Below are 18,841 nucleotides of genomic sequence, written 5' to 3' on the forward strand. Positions count from 1 at the left end.
TTTATGAAACATTTACTCCCTGTAATTACCACTTTACTTTGTGTAAGTTTTTATACACAAGCAAACGACCCTGCTGGTAAAACTATTTTAGCACGAGGCTCTGTACTCGCGGTTGATGGAAGCAATGAACAACAACGACAATTGCAGCGCAGAGATACTGTTTTTGGCGTAGATCGCATTACGACTGGAGAGAAAAGCAAAGCGCAATTTTCGATGTTGGATGGTGGTTTAATAGCCTTAAAAGAAAACTCAGAATTAAATATTGCTAACTACGAATTTAATGACAATACCCAACAGGGCTCTGCTTCTATTGAGTTACTTAAAGGCGGTTTGCGCTCTATTTCCGGCGTAATTAAAAAAAATGGCGGCTCTTATAGTGTAAAAACTCCCGTAGGCTCTATTGGTATACGCGGAACGCATTTTGAAGTTCAACTGGTTAAAGGCGATGTATTTTTAGCGGTATGGGATGGCGCAATAGATTTAACGTTAGAAAATAATAACGTGGTTTCTTTGGGTGATAACGAAGCATTTTCGTTTGCACAAATTACAGCCACTGGTGAAGTCTTTAAAACAACACGTGCGGCACGTGTGTTTGATCAAAATATAGTAGCAATTGACTCTAAAGACGACAACGAAGAAGAAACTGAGCAAGCATCGGTAACTGAAGTTGAAGTAAATGCTTTTGAAGCAGATACAGGTGTTATGGATATATATTCTGAACAACAATTTCAAACTGTTAGCAGCGCATCTTTAGTCGATCAAATAGCTCAGCGCCAAGGTGTATTTAACTATGAAGTATCAAGCTTTAATGTAAATTCGAGTGTGGGTGCTGTTACTGACTTTGCTATGACTATGGCAGTTGATTTTGATAATGGCACCGTGCCTGATGGCGAAATTAGTTTTAATGACGCCGGTGGAAATTGGTATGCAGCTTACAGCGGCTTAATAAATTTAAGCGAACTTGAGCTGGCCGTTACATTTGCATCCCATGGTAACAATAAAGCCGAGGGCGATGTTGATGCAATATTTTTGAATGACTTAGACAATATTACTGGCAACTTTAATCTTAACGAAATAAATAATCCTGATGTAAATGCTAGCGGTTCTTTTAAATTAGAACCATAAACACATTGGATACAAAGCTTTTATTATGGAGTATTTAAAATGACAGCAAAAAATATATTTTTGCTTGGTTCTATGGTGTTTTTGTTAAGTGCCTGTGGAGGCTCAGAAGAAAGCCCCACTCAAGAGGCAATACAATCACCTACGGCTGAAGTAATACCGCCAACGGTGACTAGCTATATAAATTTGGCTGGTGTTATAGCGAGTAATCAAACCAAGAGTACAAAAGTTTTAGGTGCTGTCACTTCAAGTAGAGGAGTTGTTGGAGCAAGTTTAGCAAATACTCGCGCTAATATTGTTTTCTCACAAACAAACGACACCGTACAAGGTAATGTTTCTTTTTTACTTGAAGCTTCGGATACTGATGGCATTGCTGAAGTTAATTTAGTACTCCCTAGCGTTAATAAAAGCATATCACTTTGTTCTTCTGATTGTGGTGTTGGCTACGAAAAGTCAATTATAGGCCTCAGCCCTGCACTTTATGGCGTAATTCCTGGGGAAATACGTCTCGAAATATGGATAACTGACACTTTAAATAATCAAGTACTTGCTGATGCAATCACTTTTAACTGGCAACCATATCAAATTGAAGGTGTTACAGCACAACGAGACGAAGATAATATTAATCTTTCGTGGCAAGCTAACCCCGAACTTAATCGTTACAATGTTTATATTGCAACTCAAGCTGGAGTCACATCTACTAATATTAATGAATTAGAGAATGGGCAACAATTTTTAAGTATTCAAGATACTGCATTAAGCATTACCGAGTCACTTACAGATAAAAGTTACCAAGTACTTATTACCGGTGTTGATGGCAGTGGTGAAAGTGGTTTTGCTAATATAATAAACATAGCACCAGTGGGTGGAGAGCTTGCATTTGCACCAGAGGCAAATGTCGATCAGTTTCAGATAAATGAAGATCAAACTCTGCAAGGTAACGTGCTAACAAATGATACGAATCAATACAGTGGTGATTTACGTGTAAATGCAGATGCATTAATTCTACCGCAGCATGGCACTCTTAATATAAATGAAAATGGGGATTTTACTTATATCCCTATTGCAAACTTTAATGGTGAAGATGCATTTAGCTATCAAGTTGCTAACGAGCTAGGTATGACAGACACCGCAGTTGTAGAGATAACCATTTTAGCTATTAACGACGCTCCTATTGCGCTTGATAATACTTACAGCGTTACAAACAATGGAACCTTAGTTGTCCTATCGCCAGGCTTACTTATAAACGATAGCGATATAGACTTAGATGACTTAACTGTTGATACAACGCCGGTTAGCGAACCAACAAGAGGACAATTAACCCTTTTTGATAATGGTGGCTTTGAATACCAAGGCGAGCAAAATATGCAAGGCCAAGACAGCTTTCAATACAGAGTTGTTGATGCACAAGGTGCTCAGGCTATTGCAAATGTAACCATTGTAAGTTCAAACACTAACATAGCCCCTGTAACAAACAATGATAGCTATAGTTTAAGCGAAGATGAAACACTTGTGGTTACAGCAGCCAATGGTGTGCTTAGTAACGATACTGACCCAAATAATGACAGTTTTTCAGTTGATGAAACGTTTATGGTGGCACCAACACATGGCCAACTATTATTAGCAACTGATGGCAGCTTTAGTTATGTGCCGGATGCTAATTTTAATGGTGTTGATCAATTTCAATATCAAGCTATAGACTCATTAGGTGCAACCTCTACAGCCACCGTAACTTTAGTAATAAACAGCGAACCCGATAACCCTGTTGCACAAAATGATGCCTATCAATTTAACAAAAACAAACTATTTGAAGTAACAGTACAAAATGGCTTGTTAATTAACGACTTTAATATTGAGGCTGGCGATTTATCAGTTAATACCACGGCAATTAATGCAACTCAAAATGGCGAACTTACATTAAATGCTGATGGCTCGTTTACCTATCAGCCAGACTTAGGTTTTATTGGTGTAGATAGCTTTACCTATTCAATTTCAAATGAGCAAGGCTTAACTGCAACAGCTCAAGTAACCTTAAGTGAAAGCGGCGTTAATACTTTTCCAGAAGCCAATGACGATCAATATACGTTAGACGAAGACAGCTCTGCATCTTTATTAGATGTGCTAGCTAACGACACTGATGCAGATGGCGATACAATTACTATTTCTAATATAGAAAATACTGCTGGTGAAGCGACTATTGTCGCCGGAAAAATACAATTTACTCCACCAGCAAATTTTTCAGGTGAAATAGTACTAACTTACACCATTACTGATGGTTATAGCACTGGTAATGAAGGTATAAACGACAGAACAGCAAGTGTGACGATTACTGTTACACCCGTTAATGATGCCCCTAATGCAAATGCTGACTCAGCAACGATGAGCGAAGATGCTCCTGCTTTATTAGTTAACGTATTAGCTAACGACTCCGACATTGACGGCGATACTCTTACAATAACAGCTGCTACTGCAGATATAGGTTCTGCATCTGTTGTTGATAATAAAATCCAATACATGCCTGCTGCTAATACAAATGGAACAGCAATTATTAGCTACACAATAAGTGATGGGAACAGCGGTACTGCAACTACAAACTTAACAATTACTATACTACCAATAAATGATACTCCAATTGCAAACGCTGACTCAGCTATAATTGATGAAGATGCGGCACCAATACTAATAAACGTATTAGCAAATGACTCTGACGTGGATGGCGATAGCCTCACTATCAGCGCTGTCTCGGCAGATACTGGCTCGGTCTCAGTGGTTGGCAATCAAATTCAATATACACCGGCAGCCGACGACAACGGCTTAGCAACAGTTACTTATACTGTAAGCGATAGCAGCGGTGGTGCCAGTACAACAACGTTAACTATCACTATTACCCCCGTAAACGATGCTCCAATAGCAAACGCCGATTCGGCTACCATGGCTGAAGATGCAGCGCCGATACTAATAAACGTATTGGCAAATGACTCAGACGTGGATGCCGATAGCCTCACTATCAGTGCAGCCTCGGCAGATACTGGTTCGGTCTCAGTAGTTGGCAATCAAATTCAATATACACCGGCAGCCAATGTAAATGGACTCGCAACTGTTGTTTATACGGCAATTGATAGCAACGGTGGTGCCAGTACAGCAACACTATCTATTACTATTACTCCCGTAAACGATGAACCCATTGCAAATGCCGACACCGCGACTATGGATGAAGATGCTGCGCCGCTACTCATTGATGTGCTGATTAATGATACAGACGCTGATAGTGATAGCCTAAGCATAACAGCAGCGTCAGTCGATAGCGGTTCAGTATTCGTTGTCGATAACAAACTACAGTACACACCGGCTGTAAATACCAACGGTATTGTTGTTGTCAGTTATACTGTTGATGATGGGAATAACGCTACAGATACTGGTAGTTTGTCAATTACGATTGCTCCTATTAACGATGCTCCAGTTGCGTCAAACCAAGGTTTTAATATTAGCGAAAACGCAACCGATGGCGACACTATTGGGACTGTCAGTGCCTCAGACATTGAGAACCAAAATTTAAGTTACACCATACTCAGTGGTGCCCCCATATTCGAAATAAATAATGATTCTGGCTTATTAACTGTAAAAGGTGAAAGCCCGTTTGATTTTGAAACAACTCCTCAGTACATATTGAGCCTAGCTATTACTGATGATGGTACGCCTAACGAAACAACTCCTATTAATATAATAATTGATATCACTGATGATATGGAGCCCCTAGTTCCTGTTGAAGATGAAACATTTGGTCGCCCTATAACAGGTGAACTTGAGCTTTCTGGAGTTTTTTCAAGCGGTGAATTTAATGACAGTATTGAGCTAAATAATAACCTTTACTTTGTAGGTTTTAGTAATAACAGCGACAAAGATATTGTTATTGCATCGTATACAACGAGTGGTGTGATAAATACAGCATTTAATAGTGATGGCGTTAAAGTATTAGATTTAGAAAATGATGAACAAGCAACAGCTATCATCTCTGATGGTACAAGCCTCTTTGTTGCTTACACTAGTTTTGATGGCACAAATACCGAAGCATGTTTGTTGAAAATGAATACCGCTGGCGTATTAAGTAATAACTCTGGAGATAATAATTCAGGTATTCACTGTACCGCATTAGCAAGCACCCTCGTGATTAATGACCTTGAATTTAGCGACAATAAAATTCAGGCTGTTGGTAAGTCATTTAATGGTAACGACAGCGATAGCTTATGGATAAAATACGATATATCTACGCTCGCTTATGAAGCCGGAAGCCCTAAAATTGTCGATGTGAGCGGCGCTAGTAGAGATGACGAAGCGTTTGCTATTAAAAACTTTAATAGCTCTGATCTTATGGTTGTTGGCAGTGTCACAAGTGCAACTGGCGATAAAGACATACTTATACGTTATTTAATTTCTGATGGTGAAAACAATGGAAGTTTTAATGGTAGCGCAGCATTATCGCTCGACTTGTCCAAGAATAATAAAGATGACGAACTATTTGCAATTGGCGGCGCTAAAAACACCGACTTTACAGCTTTTGTAGGTGGTTACATAACTCGTAATAGTGGTGAAAAAGAAGCCGTGGTTTTGGCTATTGATAAAACGGGTACTCTTATAACGAGTTTTGGTGATGCAGGTACTGCTATTTACGATATTGATGGTAATGGCGGAAGTGGAAATGGTGGGGCGGATATAACCGGCATAAAATACGAACCTATAAAAAATGAAATTATTTTGTCAGGCACAACTGGGATTTCAGCTACTGAAAAGTTATTTTCTGCTCGAATTCTAACTGCTGATGGTTCACTTGATAGTGCTTATGGCACATCTGGAATTAATATTATTTCGGGTATTAATGGCAAACAATTTGCAAAAGCAGCAACTATAGATGCGAATGATACAGTATGGGTATCGGGTGTTATTGACGACTCAACCACTAAACCATTTGTTGCAGCAATTGACGAGCAAGCCACATTATTCAGTAACTTTGCAGACGTTGGTTATCTTGCTTTTGATACTATAAGCGCAGAATCTGACGATCAATCAATGCACGTTTTACAACTGAGCAATGGCCCTCATGCCGGTAAGTATATTCTTGCATCAACGGCTAAATCGAACTCAATTACTAAGTTAGTATTAACACGCTTTACGAGTACGGGTGCTATAGATACTAGCTTTAGCGAAAGTGGTCATAAAGAAATTGCCATAGATTTGAGCGTACCTAATATAGCGTTGGTTGAACACAATAGCGGCAGCTTATTAATTGCGGGATCTAAAAGCAAAACTGACGGTGAAGAGGGCTTTATAGCTAAAGTTGATCAAAATGGTGATTTAGATACCTCATTCGCCAGTGATGGTATTTACTCTACTTCTATTTCAGGTGCTGAAAAGCTTAACTTAACTGATTTAGCACTACATGATGGCAACGTTGTAGCAGTTGGCTCTGTAGTTATAGCCGATACTCCTAGTTCGTTTATCATGATGCTAGATTCTGACGGTACACTTGACGATGACTTTGGTAGCAATGGAAAAATTATAGGAACACCTTTTGAATATTATGAAAGTGTTTTTATCAGTGATAATAGTATTTTTATTGGTGGTAAATCTGTATCAGGTGCCAGTTCAGAATTAATAGCATTAAAGCTCGACTCTGACGGTGAGCAAACCTACAAATACATAGGTGAAACAACCATTGATTCCGAGAATAAAATGGTAAAAGTATTAGTCGACGAATCAAATAAATTATATTTAATTGCAAACGTTGTAGATACGCCTAATAAAGCTAGTATTACGCGATTACTCGCATCTGGAGTAATTGATGACAGCTACCCTTTAGACCAATATACATTAGCTTCAACGGGGGATACCGAAGTAAAAAGTGCCGTTTTTGATAGCAACAACAATATTGTTTTAGTTGGTATGGGCAATAATAAAGGCATGTTAGCGCGCATTTTAACTGACGGTACTTTAGATAATACGTTTGGAGCCAGTGGTGCCGGATTTTATGAAGCGAGCCAATGTGTCAGTACGCATGTGTTTACTTCAATCATTCTGCAAAATGATACCCAAGTTGTTGTAAGTACCACCTGTAATGACACTAACTCTAACAATGTTAGTATTTCTAAATTCAATTTTGAAGCAGATGGAGCTTAGCCTTAAATTATGAAAGTTGAATTTTTTGGTGTTAGAGGCTCGATGCCTTCAGCTGGAAGTAATACACACATTTTTGGGGGAAATACCTCATGTGTGTACATTGAACAAAACAACGGTAAAGATCTTATTTTAGACTCTGGTACCGGTATTGTAGAACTCGGTACACGTTTACTAGAAACACAAAGTCCTATCAATATTTTGCTAACGCACAATCATTGGGATCATATTCAAGGGTTTCCTTTTTTTAAACCTATCTACCAGCCCAACCGCAATATAACCATTGTAGCTGGCAACGTTGATGATAAAAAAAGCCAAGATGCCATATTAAAGCAAATGAGTGGTTCGTACTTTCCTGTGTGTTATCAGAATTTACCTGCCAATATTACGCTTAATACTGATTTATCGTCTCAAAAGCAATTTACACTTAACGGTTTTTTGGTTTCGACTGCTCCACTGAATCACCCTGGTGGCGGTACTGCTTATTGCATTAAAGCAGATGAAAAAAAGATAGCTTACGTTACCGACAATGAGCTAAACCCACCAGACAAGCTAAACACAAGTATTTGCGAATGGAGTAATTTTATTGAAGGCGCTGATTTACTAATTCACGATGCTCAATTTATAGATGCAGACTTGCCTCTTAAGCATGGTTGGGGTCATAGCACCATAGATCAGGTTGCTGAGCTTGCTATAAAAGCGAGTATTAAAAATGTGATTATTATTAGCCACGATCCATCAAGAACCGATGAACAGTTGTTGGCTATAGAAAAATATTTACACACGCAGTACGCTCAACAGGTAAAAATAGAATGCGGCCGAGAAGGACGAGTTTTTGATTTTTAGTCTATCAAGGAGCGTTACTCATTAGCTTCTTAAAACCCATTACCTCAAAGCACTTTCTTATTGGCGCTGTTATTACGTTAATAATTGCATCAATAGAGTTATTTTCAACTGGGTCGCTTGCAAAGTTAGTTAACCGTGTAGAAGGTATAATATACGACTCTCGATTATTACTGACGCTTTCAGAGACGCCTAGGCGCATAGATGAAACCGTTGTAATAATTGATATCGATGAAAAGAGCATGCAAGAACAAGGACGCTTTCCTTGGAGTCGCTCAAAATTAGCAGACCTTGTTACAAAGCTTAGTGATGCAGGTGTTATTGTTATTGCATTCGATATATTTTTTTCTGAACAGGAAGAAAACCCTGTTACAAAAATTATGTCTGAAATTCCTGATTTATCAAAAAAGTACACCATCCCCTTTGCTGAAATTACTAAACAAGTCGATGCAGACACAAAACTAGCAAGCGCATTATCTAAAAATGATACTGTTCTTGGTTTTTTACTAATTGATGAACAACTGACTAATCAAAACTTGCCAGCTAAAAACAGTGTTGTATGGGCAAGCGAAGAGCACACTAATTCACAAATAAACCAGTTTCCTGGTGCTATTGTAAATATTCCACAGTTACAAAATGCTGCAACGGGCACCGGCTTTATTAATGCACATATTGACGAAGATGGCTTTATACGTAAAGCAGCTCTTATAAATCGAGTTGGCGATAAGCTTTATCCTTCTTTAGCACTTGAAGTTGCTCGACTTTATACCCTTGCTGAAAACATAGAAACCCGTTCCAATAGGTTAGATGGTATAACCTTATTCGAAGGTATAAAGTTTCAAGATAAGTGGATTCAAACTGATGAGTATGGGCAAATATTAATTCCTTACAAAGGGCGTGCGCATAGCTTCCCCTATTATTCGGCTACCGATATTTTGACCAAAAAAATTGGTTTAGATGAATTAGAAGGCACAGTAGCCTTTATTGGTACTTCCGCCGTAGGGCTTGCTGATTTAAGATCAACACCTGTTGGTTTGCAATACCCGGGTGTGGAGGTTCATGCCAATATATTTGAAGGGTTAATGCACCCAGAGCTACTGCCATCTAAACCTAATTGGTCACAGGGAGCAAGCTTACTCATCATTGCATTGACGGGTTGCGTACTGTCGTTTTTTAGCCACGCTAAGAGCGCACGTTTTATTATTGTTTTGTCTCTTACAGTCACAAGTGTCGTTATATTTTTAAACGTTTATTTATGGTCAGTACAAAAAATTAGTTTACCTTTATTAATGCCTCTTTTACTTATCATTATATTAGCCGGTTATTACATCATTGTAGGCTCTATCGCTGAAATGAAACACAGCCGAAAAATAAAATCTATGTTTGACCAATATGTTCCTCCTGAGCGAATAAACCAAATGATACTTCAAGGTAAAAGTTTATCTCAAAAAAGTGAGCGAAAAAATATGACGGTGTTGTTTGCCGACATTCGTAGTTTCACTTCACTATCAGAAAGTATGTCGCCTCATCAGTTAAGTGAATATTTAAACGAATATCTTACAGCTATTACCAAAATCATATTTGATCATCACGGAACTATTGATAAGTACGTAGGCGATATGGTGATGGCATTTTGGAATGCCCCACTGAAAGATGAAAACCACGCTCGCCATGGTGTTGAAGCCGCAATGTCTATGATCAACGGGTTAACGAAAATAAATCAGTTATTTGCAGAAAACAACCAGCCTGCAATAAAAATAGGTATCGGTTTAAGTACTGGCGACATGAATGTAGGTGATATGGGTTCGGTTTATCGTAAAGCCTATACAGTTCTTGGTGATACTGTTAATTTAGGTGCTAGAGTAGAAAGCTTGACCAAATTTTATGGCGTAGCTATTCTTGTTACAGAAGAGACGATGAAAAAATGCCCTCATATTTCATTTCGTTTAATAGATAAAGTGCAAGTTGTTGGTAAAACAGCCGCTGTACAGTTGTTTGAACCTATAAACTTTACAGATAAGCTCGATGAAGAGCAGTTAAATGAAGTTAAAAAGTCGCAGCAGGCCATGACGCTTTTTTATAATAAAAACTGGCCACAAGCACTTAGCTTATTTAAAGAACTACGCAGTACAACCGTATTTAGCCCCAACATTTATGCCATTTTTATTGAACGTATTAAGGGCACTGATTTGCAAACACTAGCTAAGGATTGGAATGGTGCCTTCAAACATACTCAAAAGTAGTAAACATATGCGACAGCACATTAAAGACAAAACAAATCTTCAGCACTTTATCGATATTAGCATTAGACTAACAACCGAAAAAAACTCGTCTAAGTTACTTGATGAAATACTGCAAGTTGTAATGTCGATAGCACATTCTGATGCTGGCAGCATTTACTCTATTACCCCAAACAAACAACTCAAGTTTGAAACGGTAATAAACAAGTCATTAAATCTTTATTTAGGTGGCACGTTAGGTGGTCCTGTTGATTTTCCTAATATAGATCTTTTTATTGATGGCAAACCAAATGACACTGCTATTGTTGCGCATTCTGTTAATACAGGGGAAGTGATTAACATTCCTGACGTGTATGATGCCTTGCCTTTTGATATGAGCGCTGCACGCAAAATGGATGCACGCACGGGTTATCGTTCTGAGTCCATGCTAACAATTCCTTTAAAAGATCATGGAGATGACATTATTGGCGTAATCCAGCTTATAAATGTAAAAGATGCGCAAAATAAAAACATTCCTTTTAGTGAAGAGCTCGTCACTCTAATTCGATCTTTTGCCTCTTTAGGCGCTATTTCGCTAACTAACTCAACACTAATTAAGGGAATGGAAGATCTCTTTTCGACCTTTGCTGAAACAATTGCGATGGCAATAGATGAAAAGTCTCCTCATACCGGTGGCCATTGTAAACGAGTGCCAGCACTCACGTTAATGCTAGCTGATGCCGTTAATGATATAAATAAAGGTCCTTTGGCTTCATTTTCGATGACTGAAGCTGACCGACATGAGCTTGATATAGCTGGCTGGTTACATGACTGTGGGAAAATAGCGACCCCAGATCACATCATGGAAAAGTCGACAAAACTAGAAACTATTTTTGATCGAATAAAATATGTAGATGCTAAATTTGAAATAATTAGCCGAGATTTAAAAATAGCGTATCAGCAAAAGATCATCTGTTCGATGAAGCTGCAAAAACCTATCGAAGTTCAACAATTTGAACGCCTACTTGATACCGAGCTTAAACAGTTGGCATTAGACCGTGCATTATTACAGCGTGTGAATGTAGGGGGCGAGTTTTTAGGTGATGCAGAACTTGAGCACATTGAACGCATTGCAAACAAATACCAACTCGTTATTAATGATATTAATACACCATTGCTCTCAGCTGATGAAGTTGAAAACTTAACAATACGAAGAGGCACGCTAACCGAAGCCGAACGTGAAGTAATGAAGCGTCATATGGATGTAACTAAAAATATTTTAGATGCCCTGCCGTTTCCTAAACACTTAAGCAATGTTACTGAATATGCTTTAGGTCATCATGAAAAACTTGATGGTACTGGTTACCCTAGAGGTTTAACCAAAGAGCAAATGTCGGTGCCTGCAAGGTTAATGGCTATTACGGATATTTTTGAAGCGCTATCTGCAGTAGACAGACCCTACAAAAAAGCAAAACCGGTCAGTGAGTGTTTATTTATTTTAGGGTCAATGGTTGCTAAAAACCATCTTGATGGTGATATTTTTGCTATTTTTATTGAGTCAGAGGTTTATAAAAATTATATCAACGAGTATGCAGATCCAGAGCAGTTAGATGAGATAGATTTTGATAATTTACCCGGTTACACACCTATAAGTTAGCACCTATAAGCCATGCCTTTATTCAAAATGCGCTTATTACAGTCTATAACTATTCAAACAAAAAAATGCCACCATACGGTGGCATTTACACACGGGGTTATTTCTACTTATAGAAATCCTTTTACTTTTTATTTGTTTTTTTATGTTGTTTTATTAACAAAAAATATGGCTCCAAAGGTAGCATTTAGTGCTCTGTGTAGCAACAGTAAAAGATAAAGTTCATATATCTGCCATATTAACGTCATAAAAAAGCGCGAAGTAAATTCGCGCTCATAAACTTAACGGGCGTTATATTTTAATACACACGTACTTTTCTTCTAAGTACTCATCAAGCCCTTGATGACCGCCTTCTCGGCCTAAACCAGATTGCTTAACACCACCAAATGGCGCTACTGGGTTTGATATAACACCTTCATTAACGCCGACCATACCAAATTCAAGCCCTTCACTAACTCGGTAAATTTGCTTAATATTTTGGCTGTAAAAATAGGCTGCTAGACCAAATGGTACATCGTTAGCAAGTGCAAGCACTTCACTTTCTTCATCAAAAGGAATAACCGTTAATACCGGACCAAATACCTCTTCGTGATAAATATCCATTTCTGTGGTGACATTGTTTACTATTAATGGATTTTGAAAGCTGCCACCTAAGTCACTATTATCGCCAATCAGCGTCGCGCCTTTATCGAGTGCGTCTTGTACTAACTGCTGTACTTTCTCTTTGGCTTTAGGGTAAATAAGCGGACCAATATCAACCCCGTCTTCAAAACCATTTGCCACTTTTAACGCTGCAACCTTAGGCGTGATTTTTGACAGTACTTTGTCGAGAATATTACGTTGTATAAAAATACGGTTTGCAGCAACACATGCCTGCCCACTATTTCTAAATTTAGCCGCCATTAGCCCTTCAATAGCTTCATCTAAGTCGGCATTATCAAAAATAATAAAAGGCGCATTACCGCCAAGCTCCATCGAGGTGCGTTTAATTGTGTCTGCACATTGCGATAGCAACTGCTTACCAACACCGGTAGAACCGGTAAATGTAAACTTACGCACGACTTCTGAGTCAGTCAGCATTTTACCTACTGTTTTGGCATCTCGAGAAACCAGTACATTAAATGCACCTTTAACAAAACCAGCTTGATCGGCTAGATGAGCAAGCGCAATAGCACAAAGTGGCGTGTGTTCAGAAGGTTTAAGTATAAAGCTGCAGCCCGCAGCGTAAGCTGGCGCTACTTTACGAGTAACCATAGCAATAGGAAAGTTCCACGGCGTTATACCAGCTACAACACCGACAGGCTGCTTAAAGCTAGTTAAACGATGCGAGTCATCTGTTGGCGGAATTACATCTCCGTAACTACGTTTGGCTTCTTCTGCAAACCATTTGATAAAACCTGCACCGTAATCAATCTCACCAAGAGATTCTTTGAGTGGCTTGCCTTGCTCTTTGGTCATTAGCTCTGCAAGTGTTTGCTTGTGTTTTATTACTAGCTCATACCAGCGCATCAAGGTTTCGCTTCGCTCAGTGGCATTCGTCGTTTTTAACTTAACAAAAGCCCCTTGAGCTGCGGTTATTGCGCTATTTACACCCTGCTCGTCAATATCGCTTACTTCAACAATACTTTTTTCGGTAGCGGGATCGTTAACGCTAAAGCGCGTATCAGTTTTATAAAATTCGCCGTTAATAAATGAGTCAGAAAAAATAAGATTACTCAAAATAAACCTCCAAAATTACGTTTTAAGGTGTTAGCTTTTAATGCGTAGCATAGAGCCAAGGCTAACATTTTAGGATCTTTGCTCACGTGAGAAGCGCAGCTTCTATATTTATAACCTAGAGTTAAAACACATAACGCCAGCAAGCTTTGCGTCTACAAAATAACATACGAGCTTTGCTTGTCACGCCTACAATTCACAAACAAAAAAGCCGCTGTATCAAACAGCGGCTTTTAATATATACATCGTTAAAAACTAGTGCTCTTCATTAACGATATTGAGATTGTACTTAGGTATTTCAACCACTAGGTCTTCATCTCTTATAATTGCTTGGCAACCAAGGCGTGACTCAGGCTCTAAGCCCCATGCTTTATCTAGCATGTCGTCTTCTAGCTCATCACTTTCTTCAAGTGAGTCAAATCCTTCACGAATCACTAAGTGACACGTAGTACATGCACAAGACTTTTCACAAGCATGCGCAATGCTAATACCATTTTTAAGCGCAGCGTCGAGTACCGTTTGACCTGTAGGAGCTTCAATTGCAGCGCCGTCAGGACATAATTCAGGATGTGGAAGAAAAACAATTTGTGGCATTCTAATCTCTCTTAAATGTTGTCTACTGACTGCCCTGTAAGGGCCTTTTTAATTGATGCATCCATTCTACGCGATGCAAAGTCGCTACTCGCATTATCGACTTTTTCGATAGCTGCTTTAATTTCGCCAGGCTCTTGTGCATTTTCGCGCACTTTTACCAGTTCTGCAATTTCAGCGCGTAAGTTAGCTAGTTGCATATCGTCAAGTAATGCACCATCGGCTTCAAGTGATGCGTTAAGCGCTTCTATAACACGCAACGCTTCTACTTGTTGCTCTTTAAGCATACGCGCTTGCATGTCGCCTTTAGCGTTGCTCATTGATTCTTTTAGCATGTTAGCTACTTGGTCATCAGATAAACCAAACGAAGGCTTAACTTGAATCTCAGCTTGTACACCTGTTGATTTTTCCATAGCTGAAACACTTAATAGGCCATCAGCATCAACTTTAAAGGTTACACGAATATGCGCAGCGCCTGCCGCCATTGGTGGAATACCTTTTAAGCTAAACTTAGCAAGCGATCGACAATCATCAACAAGCTCACGCTCACCTTGCAGCACATGTAATGACATGGCTGTTTGACCGTCTTTAAACGTTGTAAATTCTTGTGCGCGTGCTACCGGAATCGTTGTATTACGCGGAATGATTTTTTCAACCAAACCACCCATCGTTTCAAGGCCTAGCGATAACGGTAATACATCAAGCAATAACATGTCAGAATCGGGCTTATTGCCAATTAACACGTCGGCTTGAAGCGCGGCACCTAAGGCTACAACACGATCAGGATCGATTGAAGTTAGCGGCTCTTTATCAAAAAAGCTTTGTACTTGGCTACGTACCAATGGCATACGGGTTGAACCGCCTACCATAATAACTTGCAGCACTTCTTCATTTTCAATGCCAGCATCTTTTACAGCACGACGACACGAGCGCAGCGTTTTTTTAATTAGTGGCATAGCCATTTCATCAAACGTTTCGCGCGTTACTTCAACGGTGTATTTTTGATCGTCAAACTCAAGGCCCACGTTTACTTTAGCGTATTGGCTTAATGCTTCTTTACACGCTTTTGCTTTATTGATAAATAAACGTAAAACTGAAGGTGATAATGCTGACACACCTGTTTGCTGCTTAAAGTAATCAACAAGGAGCGAATCAAAGTCATCGCCGCCGAGGCTAGAGTCGCCACCGGTTGCCATTACTTCAAACACACCTTGGTGTAATCTAAGTACTGATATATCGAACGTACCACCGCCTAAATCATAAACAGCAATAATACCTTCTTGGCCAGAGTCTAAACCATAAGCGACTGCTGCTGCTGTTGGTTCATTTAATAAACGTAGTACGTTAATACCAGCAAGCTCTGCGGCATCTTTAGTACTTTGGCGCTGTGCGTCATCAAAGTACGCTGGTACTGTGATTACAGCCCCTAAAATTTCTTGGTTGCCAAAACTTTGCTCAGCTCGTGCTTTTAATGCAGCTAAAATATGGCTTGATGCTTTAATTGGACTAATTTTACCTGCCGCAGTTTCTATTGCTAGCGCACCATTGTGCTCACAAAATTCATACGGTAGTTGCCCATAACTTTGCTCTATTTCAGCCTGAGTTTTACCTAAAAAACGCTTAACCGAAATAAGTGTGTTAGCAGGGTCTTGCGTTGCTGCTTGTGCAGCTTCTGCGCCAACAGTAATACCGCCTGCTTGATAACGAACAACCGACGGTAACATAGCCGCGCCAAGATCATCAGTTAACGTGCGGGCTTCGCCGCTTTGCACTGTTGCAACTAATGAATTAGTTGTACCAAGGTCAATACCAATTGCTAGTTTATGTTCGTGTGGTGCCGCGCTTTGCCCCGGCTCAGCAATTTGCAATAATGCCATAATGCTCTTTAAACTCGTGTTGCTCGCTTTGCAGCAAGTAATTAATCGTCAAATAAACTGTCTTCGATACGCTCTAGTTCTTCACGTAACTTATAAACAAACTTCAGTTTACGAATATTATCTGCGGCAAGTTGATATTGCTGCTCATCGTTACTTGCTAATTGCTCAGCAAGTTGTGCACTGTATTGCGCGTTTAATTGCTTAATTTGTTTTTCAAAATTTGCAATGGCGGTATCAGGATCGCTAGCTGATGTTAGCTCTTCAAGTTCTTCGCGAAGTTCCATTTGCTGCATTAAAAACATTGGATCTTGCAAGGTTTGCTGCTCTGCACGAATATCAACGCCTAGCTCGCTCAACATATATTCGGCACGTTTTACTGGGTGCTTTAACGTTTGTAGCGCATCGTTAATTTCGGCAGTGCTTTGCACAGCCATTAACTTATCGCGGCTGCTCGCATTCGCGTGGCGATCGGGATGTACAGTACGCTGTAATTCCAAGTAGTGCTTGTTAACCGTTGCTAAATCAATATTGTAATCAACGGGGACTGCAAATAATTCAAAGTAACGCATAACTTCAACCAATAATATTCAGAAATAACAAAGCCCTACATTAACTGGCAGGGCTTATTTATACTACAAAGATATTTAAAGCTTAAACGGTAAAGCTTTCGCCACAACCACACTCATCTGCTTGATTCGGGTTATTAAATTTAAACCCTTCATTTAAGCCTTCTTTAGTGTAGTCGAGCTCTGTGCCGTCAATGTAAACTAAGCTTTTAGCGTCAACAATTAATGTAACACCTTTAGCCGCAAAAGTTTCATCGTCTTCGTTTAAATCGTCAACAAACTCAAGTACATAAGCAAGACCTGAACAGCCCGTCGTTTTAATGCCAACGCGCAGGCCTAAACCTTTACCGCGGTTTGCTAAAAATGATTGTACGCGGTTTGCTGCCGCATCTGTCAATGTCACTGCCATGAGTTTCTCTTCTTACTTCGCTTGTTTGCTTTTGTAGTCTGCAATTGCTGCTTGAATTGCGTCTTCGGCTAAAATTGAACAGTGAATTTTCACTGGTGGCAACTCAAGCTCTGCACTGATATCAGTGTTTTTAATTGTCGCTGCTTCGTCTAGCGTTTTGCCTTTAACCCACTCTGTTACAAGTGAAGATGAAGCAATTGCGCTACCACAACCGTAGGTTTTGAATTTTGCATCTTCAATAACGCCAGTGGCAGATACTTTAATTTGCAGTTTCATTACGTCACCACATGCTGGTGCGCCTACCATACCCGTTGCCACTGACGGATCGTTCTTATCTAGAGTACCTACGTTACGTGGGTTTTCTACGTGGTCGATTACTTTATCACTATAAGCCATTATTCTATCCTCATTACCTGCTAGGGTATGTGCTCACACTATTAGTGGTGAGCCCATTCAACTGAATCTAAATCAATACCTTCTTGATGCATCTCCCAAAGTGGAGACATCTCACGTAGGCGACCGATAGAGTTTTTCATTAATTCGACGGTGTAATCAATCTCTTCTTCGGTAGTAAAGCGACCAATACTAAAACGAATTGAGCTATGTGCTAATTCGTCGTTACGGCCAAGTGCACGTAATACATAAGAAGGCTCTAAGCTTGCAGATGTACAGGCTGAACCTGACGATACTGCAATGTCTTTTACTGCCATAAGTAACGACTCACCTTCAACAAAGTTAAAGCTGATGTTTACAATACCCGGTACTGATTGGTCTTGTGTGCCGTTAAAGTATACTTCGTCCATATCAGCCATAATGCCGTCGATTAAACGATTACGTAAGGCGCTGATGTGTGCGTGATCTTTTTCGAAATCTTGCTTAGCAATTTTAAACGCAGTACCCATACCCACTAATTGGTGAGTTGCTAGTGTACCAGAGCGCATACCGCGTTCATGTCCGCCACCGTGCATTTGCGCTTCGAGGCGAGCACGTGGTTTACGACGAACGTAAAGTGCACCAATACCTTTAGGGCCATACACTTTATGTGCAGAGAACGACATAAAATCAACTTTAAGCTGTTGCACGTCGATTAATACTTTGCCCGCGCTTTGCGCTGCATCTACGTGGAACATAATTTTACGTTCGCGACACATTTCGCCAATAGTCGCGATATCTTGAATCACACCTAGCTCGTTATTAACGTGCATGATGCTTACAAGTACTGTGTCGTCACGCATTGTGTCGGCAAGTTTTTGTAAATCAAGTAGGCCGTTTTCTTCAACGTCCATGTAAGTTACTTCAAAACCTTGGCGCTCAAGCTCACGACATGTGTCGATTACAGCTTTATGCTCAGTTTTAGCGGTAATAACGTGCTTACCTTTTTTCTTGTAAAACTGTGCTGCACCTTTAATAGCAAGGTTATTTGATTCTGTTGCACCCGATGTGAAAACAATTTCACGTGGGTCTGCATTAATTAAATCAGCAATATCTGTACGCGCTTGGTCAACAGCTTCTTCTGCTTGCCAACCAAAACGGTGTGAGCGTGACGCAGGATTACCAAACTTACCGTCCATTGTCAGGCACTGCATCATTTCTTTAGCAACACGTTCATCAACAGGCGTGGTCGCTGCGTAATCTAAATAAATCGGTAACTTCATTTCTCTCTCCGCTGCAGGTCA

At 39.8% G+C, this 18,841-nt stretch carries 12 protein-coding genes; 5 read left to right on the forward strand and 7 right to left on the reverse strand.

The features are described from left to right. Positions 1-3: 3 nt before the first annotated feature. From H5126_RS10185 to H5126_RS10205, 5 genes are read left to right on the forward strand one after another with little or no spacing between them, the layout of a single operon-like run. Positions 4-1,125, forward strand: coding sequence for a FecR domain-containing protein (locus tag H5126_RS10185; protein ID WP_182720563.1), 1,122 nt, complete (start codon positions 4-6; stop codon positions 1,123-1,125). A gap of 39 nt (positions 1,126-1,164) precedes the next feature. Then, positions 1,165-7,293, forward strand: coding sequence for an S-layer family protein (locus H5126_RS10190; protein WP_182720562.1), 6,129 nt, complete (start codon positions 1,165-1,167; stop codon positions 7,291-7,293). Positions 7,294-7,302: 9 nt separating this feature from the next. Then, positions 7,303-8,136, forward strand: a complete 834-nt coding sequence (locus H5126_RS10195; protein WP_182720561.1) for an MBL fold metallo-hydrolase — start codon at positions 7,303-7,305, stop codon at positions 8,134-8,136. Positions 8,137-8,156: 20 nt separating this feature from the next. Next, complete coding sequence (locus H5126_RS21640) at positions 8,157-10,376, forward strand: adenylate/guanylate cyclase domain-containing protein (protein WP_310736033.1); 2,220 nt, start codon at positions 8,157-8,159, stop codon at positions 10,374-10,376. Further along, positions 10,348-12,009, forward strand: coding sequence for an HD domain-containing phosphohydrolase (locus H5126_RS10205; protein ID WP_182720560.1), 1,662 nt, complete (start codon positions 10,348-10,350; stop codon positions 12,007-12,009). The genes H5126_RS21640 and H5126_RS10205 overlap by 29 nt, the downstream gene beginning before the upstream one ends. A gap of 288 nt (positions 12,010-12,297) precedes the next feature. Here H5126_RS10205 and H5126_RS10210 read toward each other — a convergent pair whose 3' ends face one another. The 7 genes from H5126_RS10210 to H5126_RS10240 form a co-directional block, all read right to left on the reverse strand. Further along, on the reverse strand, positions 12,298-13,725 hold the full coding sequence (locus tag H5126_RS10210) for an NAD-dependent succinate-semialdehyde dehydrogenase (protein WP_182720559.1): 1,428 nt from the start codon (positions 13,723-13,725) through the stop codon (positions 12,298-12,300). A 252-nt stretch (positions 13,726-13,977) separates the two neighbouring features. Then, positions 13,978-14,316: an ISC system 2Fe-2S type ferredoxin gene (gene fdx, locus H5126_RS10215; protein ID WP_002958430.1), complete on the reverse strand. Its 339-nt coding sequence runs from the start codon at positions 14,314-14,316 to the stop codon at positions 13,978-13,980. Positions 14,317-14,327: 11 nt separating this feature from the next. Further along, on the reverse strand, positions 14,328-16,190 hold the full coding sequence (gene hscA / locus H5126_RS10220; protein ID WP_002958429.1) for a Fe-S protein assembly chaperone HscA: 1,863 nt from the start codon (positions 16,188-16,190) through the stop codon (positions 14,328-14,330). A 41-nt stretch (positions 16,191-16,231) separates the two neighbouring features. After that, a complete protein-coding gene (gene hscB / locus H5126_RS10225; RefSeq protein WP_002958428.1) occupies positions 16,232-16,759 on the reverse strand; it encodes a co-chaperone HscB in 528 nt (175 codons plus the stop codon). Positions 16,760-16,841: 82 nt separating this feature from the next. Beyond that, complete coding sequence (gene iscA, locus H5126_RS10230; RefSeq protein WP_002958427.1) at positions 16,842-17,165, reverse strand: iron-sulfur cluster assembly protein IscA; 324 nt, start codon at positions 17,163-17,165, stop codon at positions 16,842-16,844. A gap of 12 nt (positions 17,166-17,177) precedes the next feature. Beyond that, on the reverse strand, positions 17,178-17,561 hold the full coding sequence (gene iscU / locus H5126_RS10235; protein ID WP_002958426.1) for a Fe-S cluster assembly scaffold IscU: 384 nt from the start codon (positions 17,559-17,561) through the stop codon (positions 17,178-17,180). A gap of 41 nt (positions 17,562-17,602) precedes the next feature. Next, on the reverse strand, positions 17,603-18,820 hold the full coding sequence (locus H5126_RS10240) for an IscS subfamily cysteine desulfurase (RefSeq protein WP_182720558.1): 1,218 nt from the start codon (positions 18,818-18,820) through the stop codon (positions 17,603-17,605). Between the last annotated feature and the right edge of the window lie 21 nt (positions 18,821-18,841).

Origin of the sequence: Pseudoalteromonas sp. SG45-3 (assembly GCF_014164075.1) — a bacterium.
In the GTDB taxonomy this organism is placed as follows: domain Bacteria; phylum Pseudomonadota; class Gammaproteobacteria; order Enterobacterales; family Alteromonadaceae; genus Pseudoalteromonas; species Pseudoalteromonas distincta.

What these genes read in the sequence shown, in the direction of transcription:
- H5126_RS10185 (WP_182720563.1), top strand. Translation starts at nt 4, where the DNA reads ATGAAACATTTACTCCCTGTAATTACCACTTTACTTTGTGTAAGTTTT.
- H5126_RS10190 (WP_182720562.1), top strand. Translation starts at nt 1,165, where the DNA reads ATGACAGCAAAAAATATATTTTTGCTTGGTTCTATGGTGTTTTTGTTA.
- H5126_RS10195 (WP_182720561.1), top strand. Translation starts at nt 7,303, where the DNA reads ATGAAAGTTGAATTTTTTGGTGTTAGAGGCTCGATGCCTTCAGCTGGA.
- H5126_RS10205 (WP_182720560.1), top strand. Translation starts at nt 10,348, where the DNA reads ATGGTGCCTTCAAACATACTCAAAAGTAGTAAACATATGCGACAGCAC.
- fdx (WP_002958430.1), bottom strand. Translation starts at nt 14,316, where the DNA reads ATGCCACAAATTGTTTTTCTTCCACATCCTGAATTATGTCCTGACGGC.
- hscA (WP_002958429.1), bottom strand. Translation starts at nt 16,190, where the DNA reads ATGGCATTATTGCAAATTGCTGAGCCGGGGCAAAGCGCGGCACCACAC.
- hscB (WP_002958428.1), bottom strand. Translation starts at nt 16,759, where the DNA reads ATGCGTTACTTTGAATTATTTGCAGTCCCCGTTGATTACAATATTGAT.
- iscA (WP_002958427.1), bottom strand. Translation starts at nt 17,165, where the DNA reads ATGGCAGTGACATTGACAGATGCGGCAGCAAACCGCGTACAATCATTT.
- iscU (WP_002958426.1), bottom strand. Translation starts at nt 17,561, where the DNA reads ATGGCTTATAGTGATAAAGTAATCGACCACGTAGAAAACCCACGTAAC.
- H5126_RS10240 (WP_182720558.1), bottom strand. Translation starts at nt 18,820, where the DNA reads ATGAAGTTACCGATTTATTTAGATTACGCAGCGACCACGCCTGTTGAT.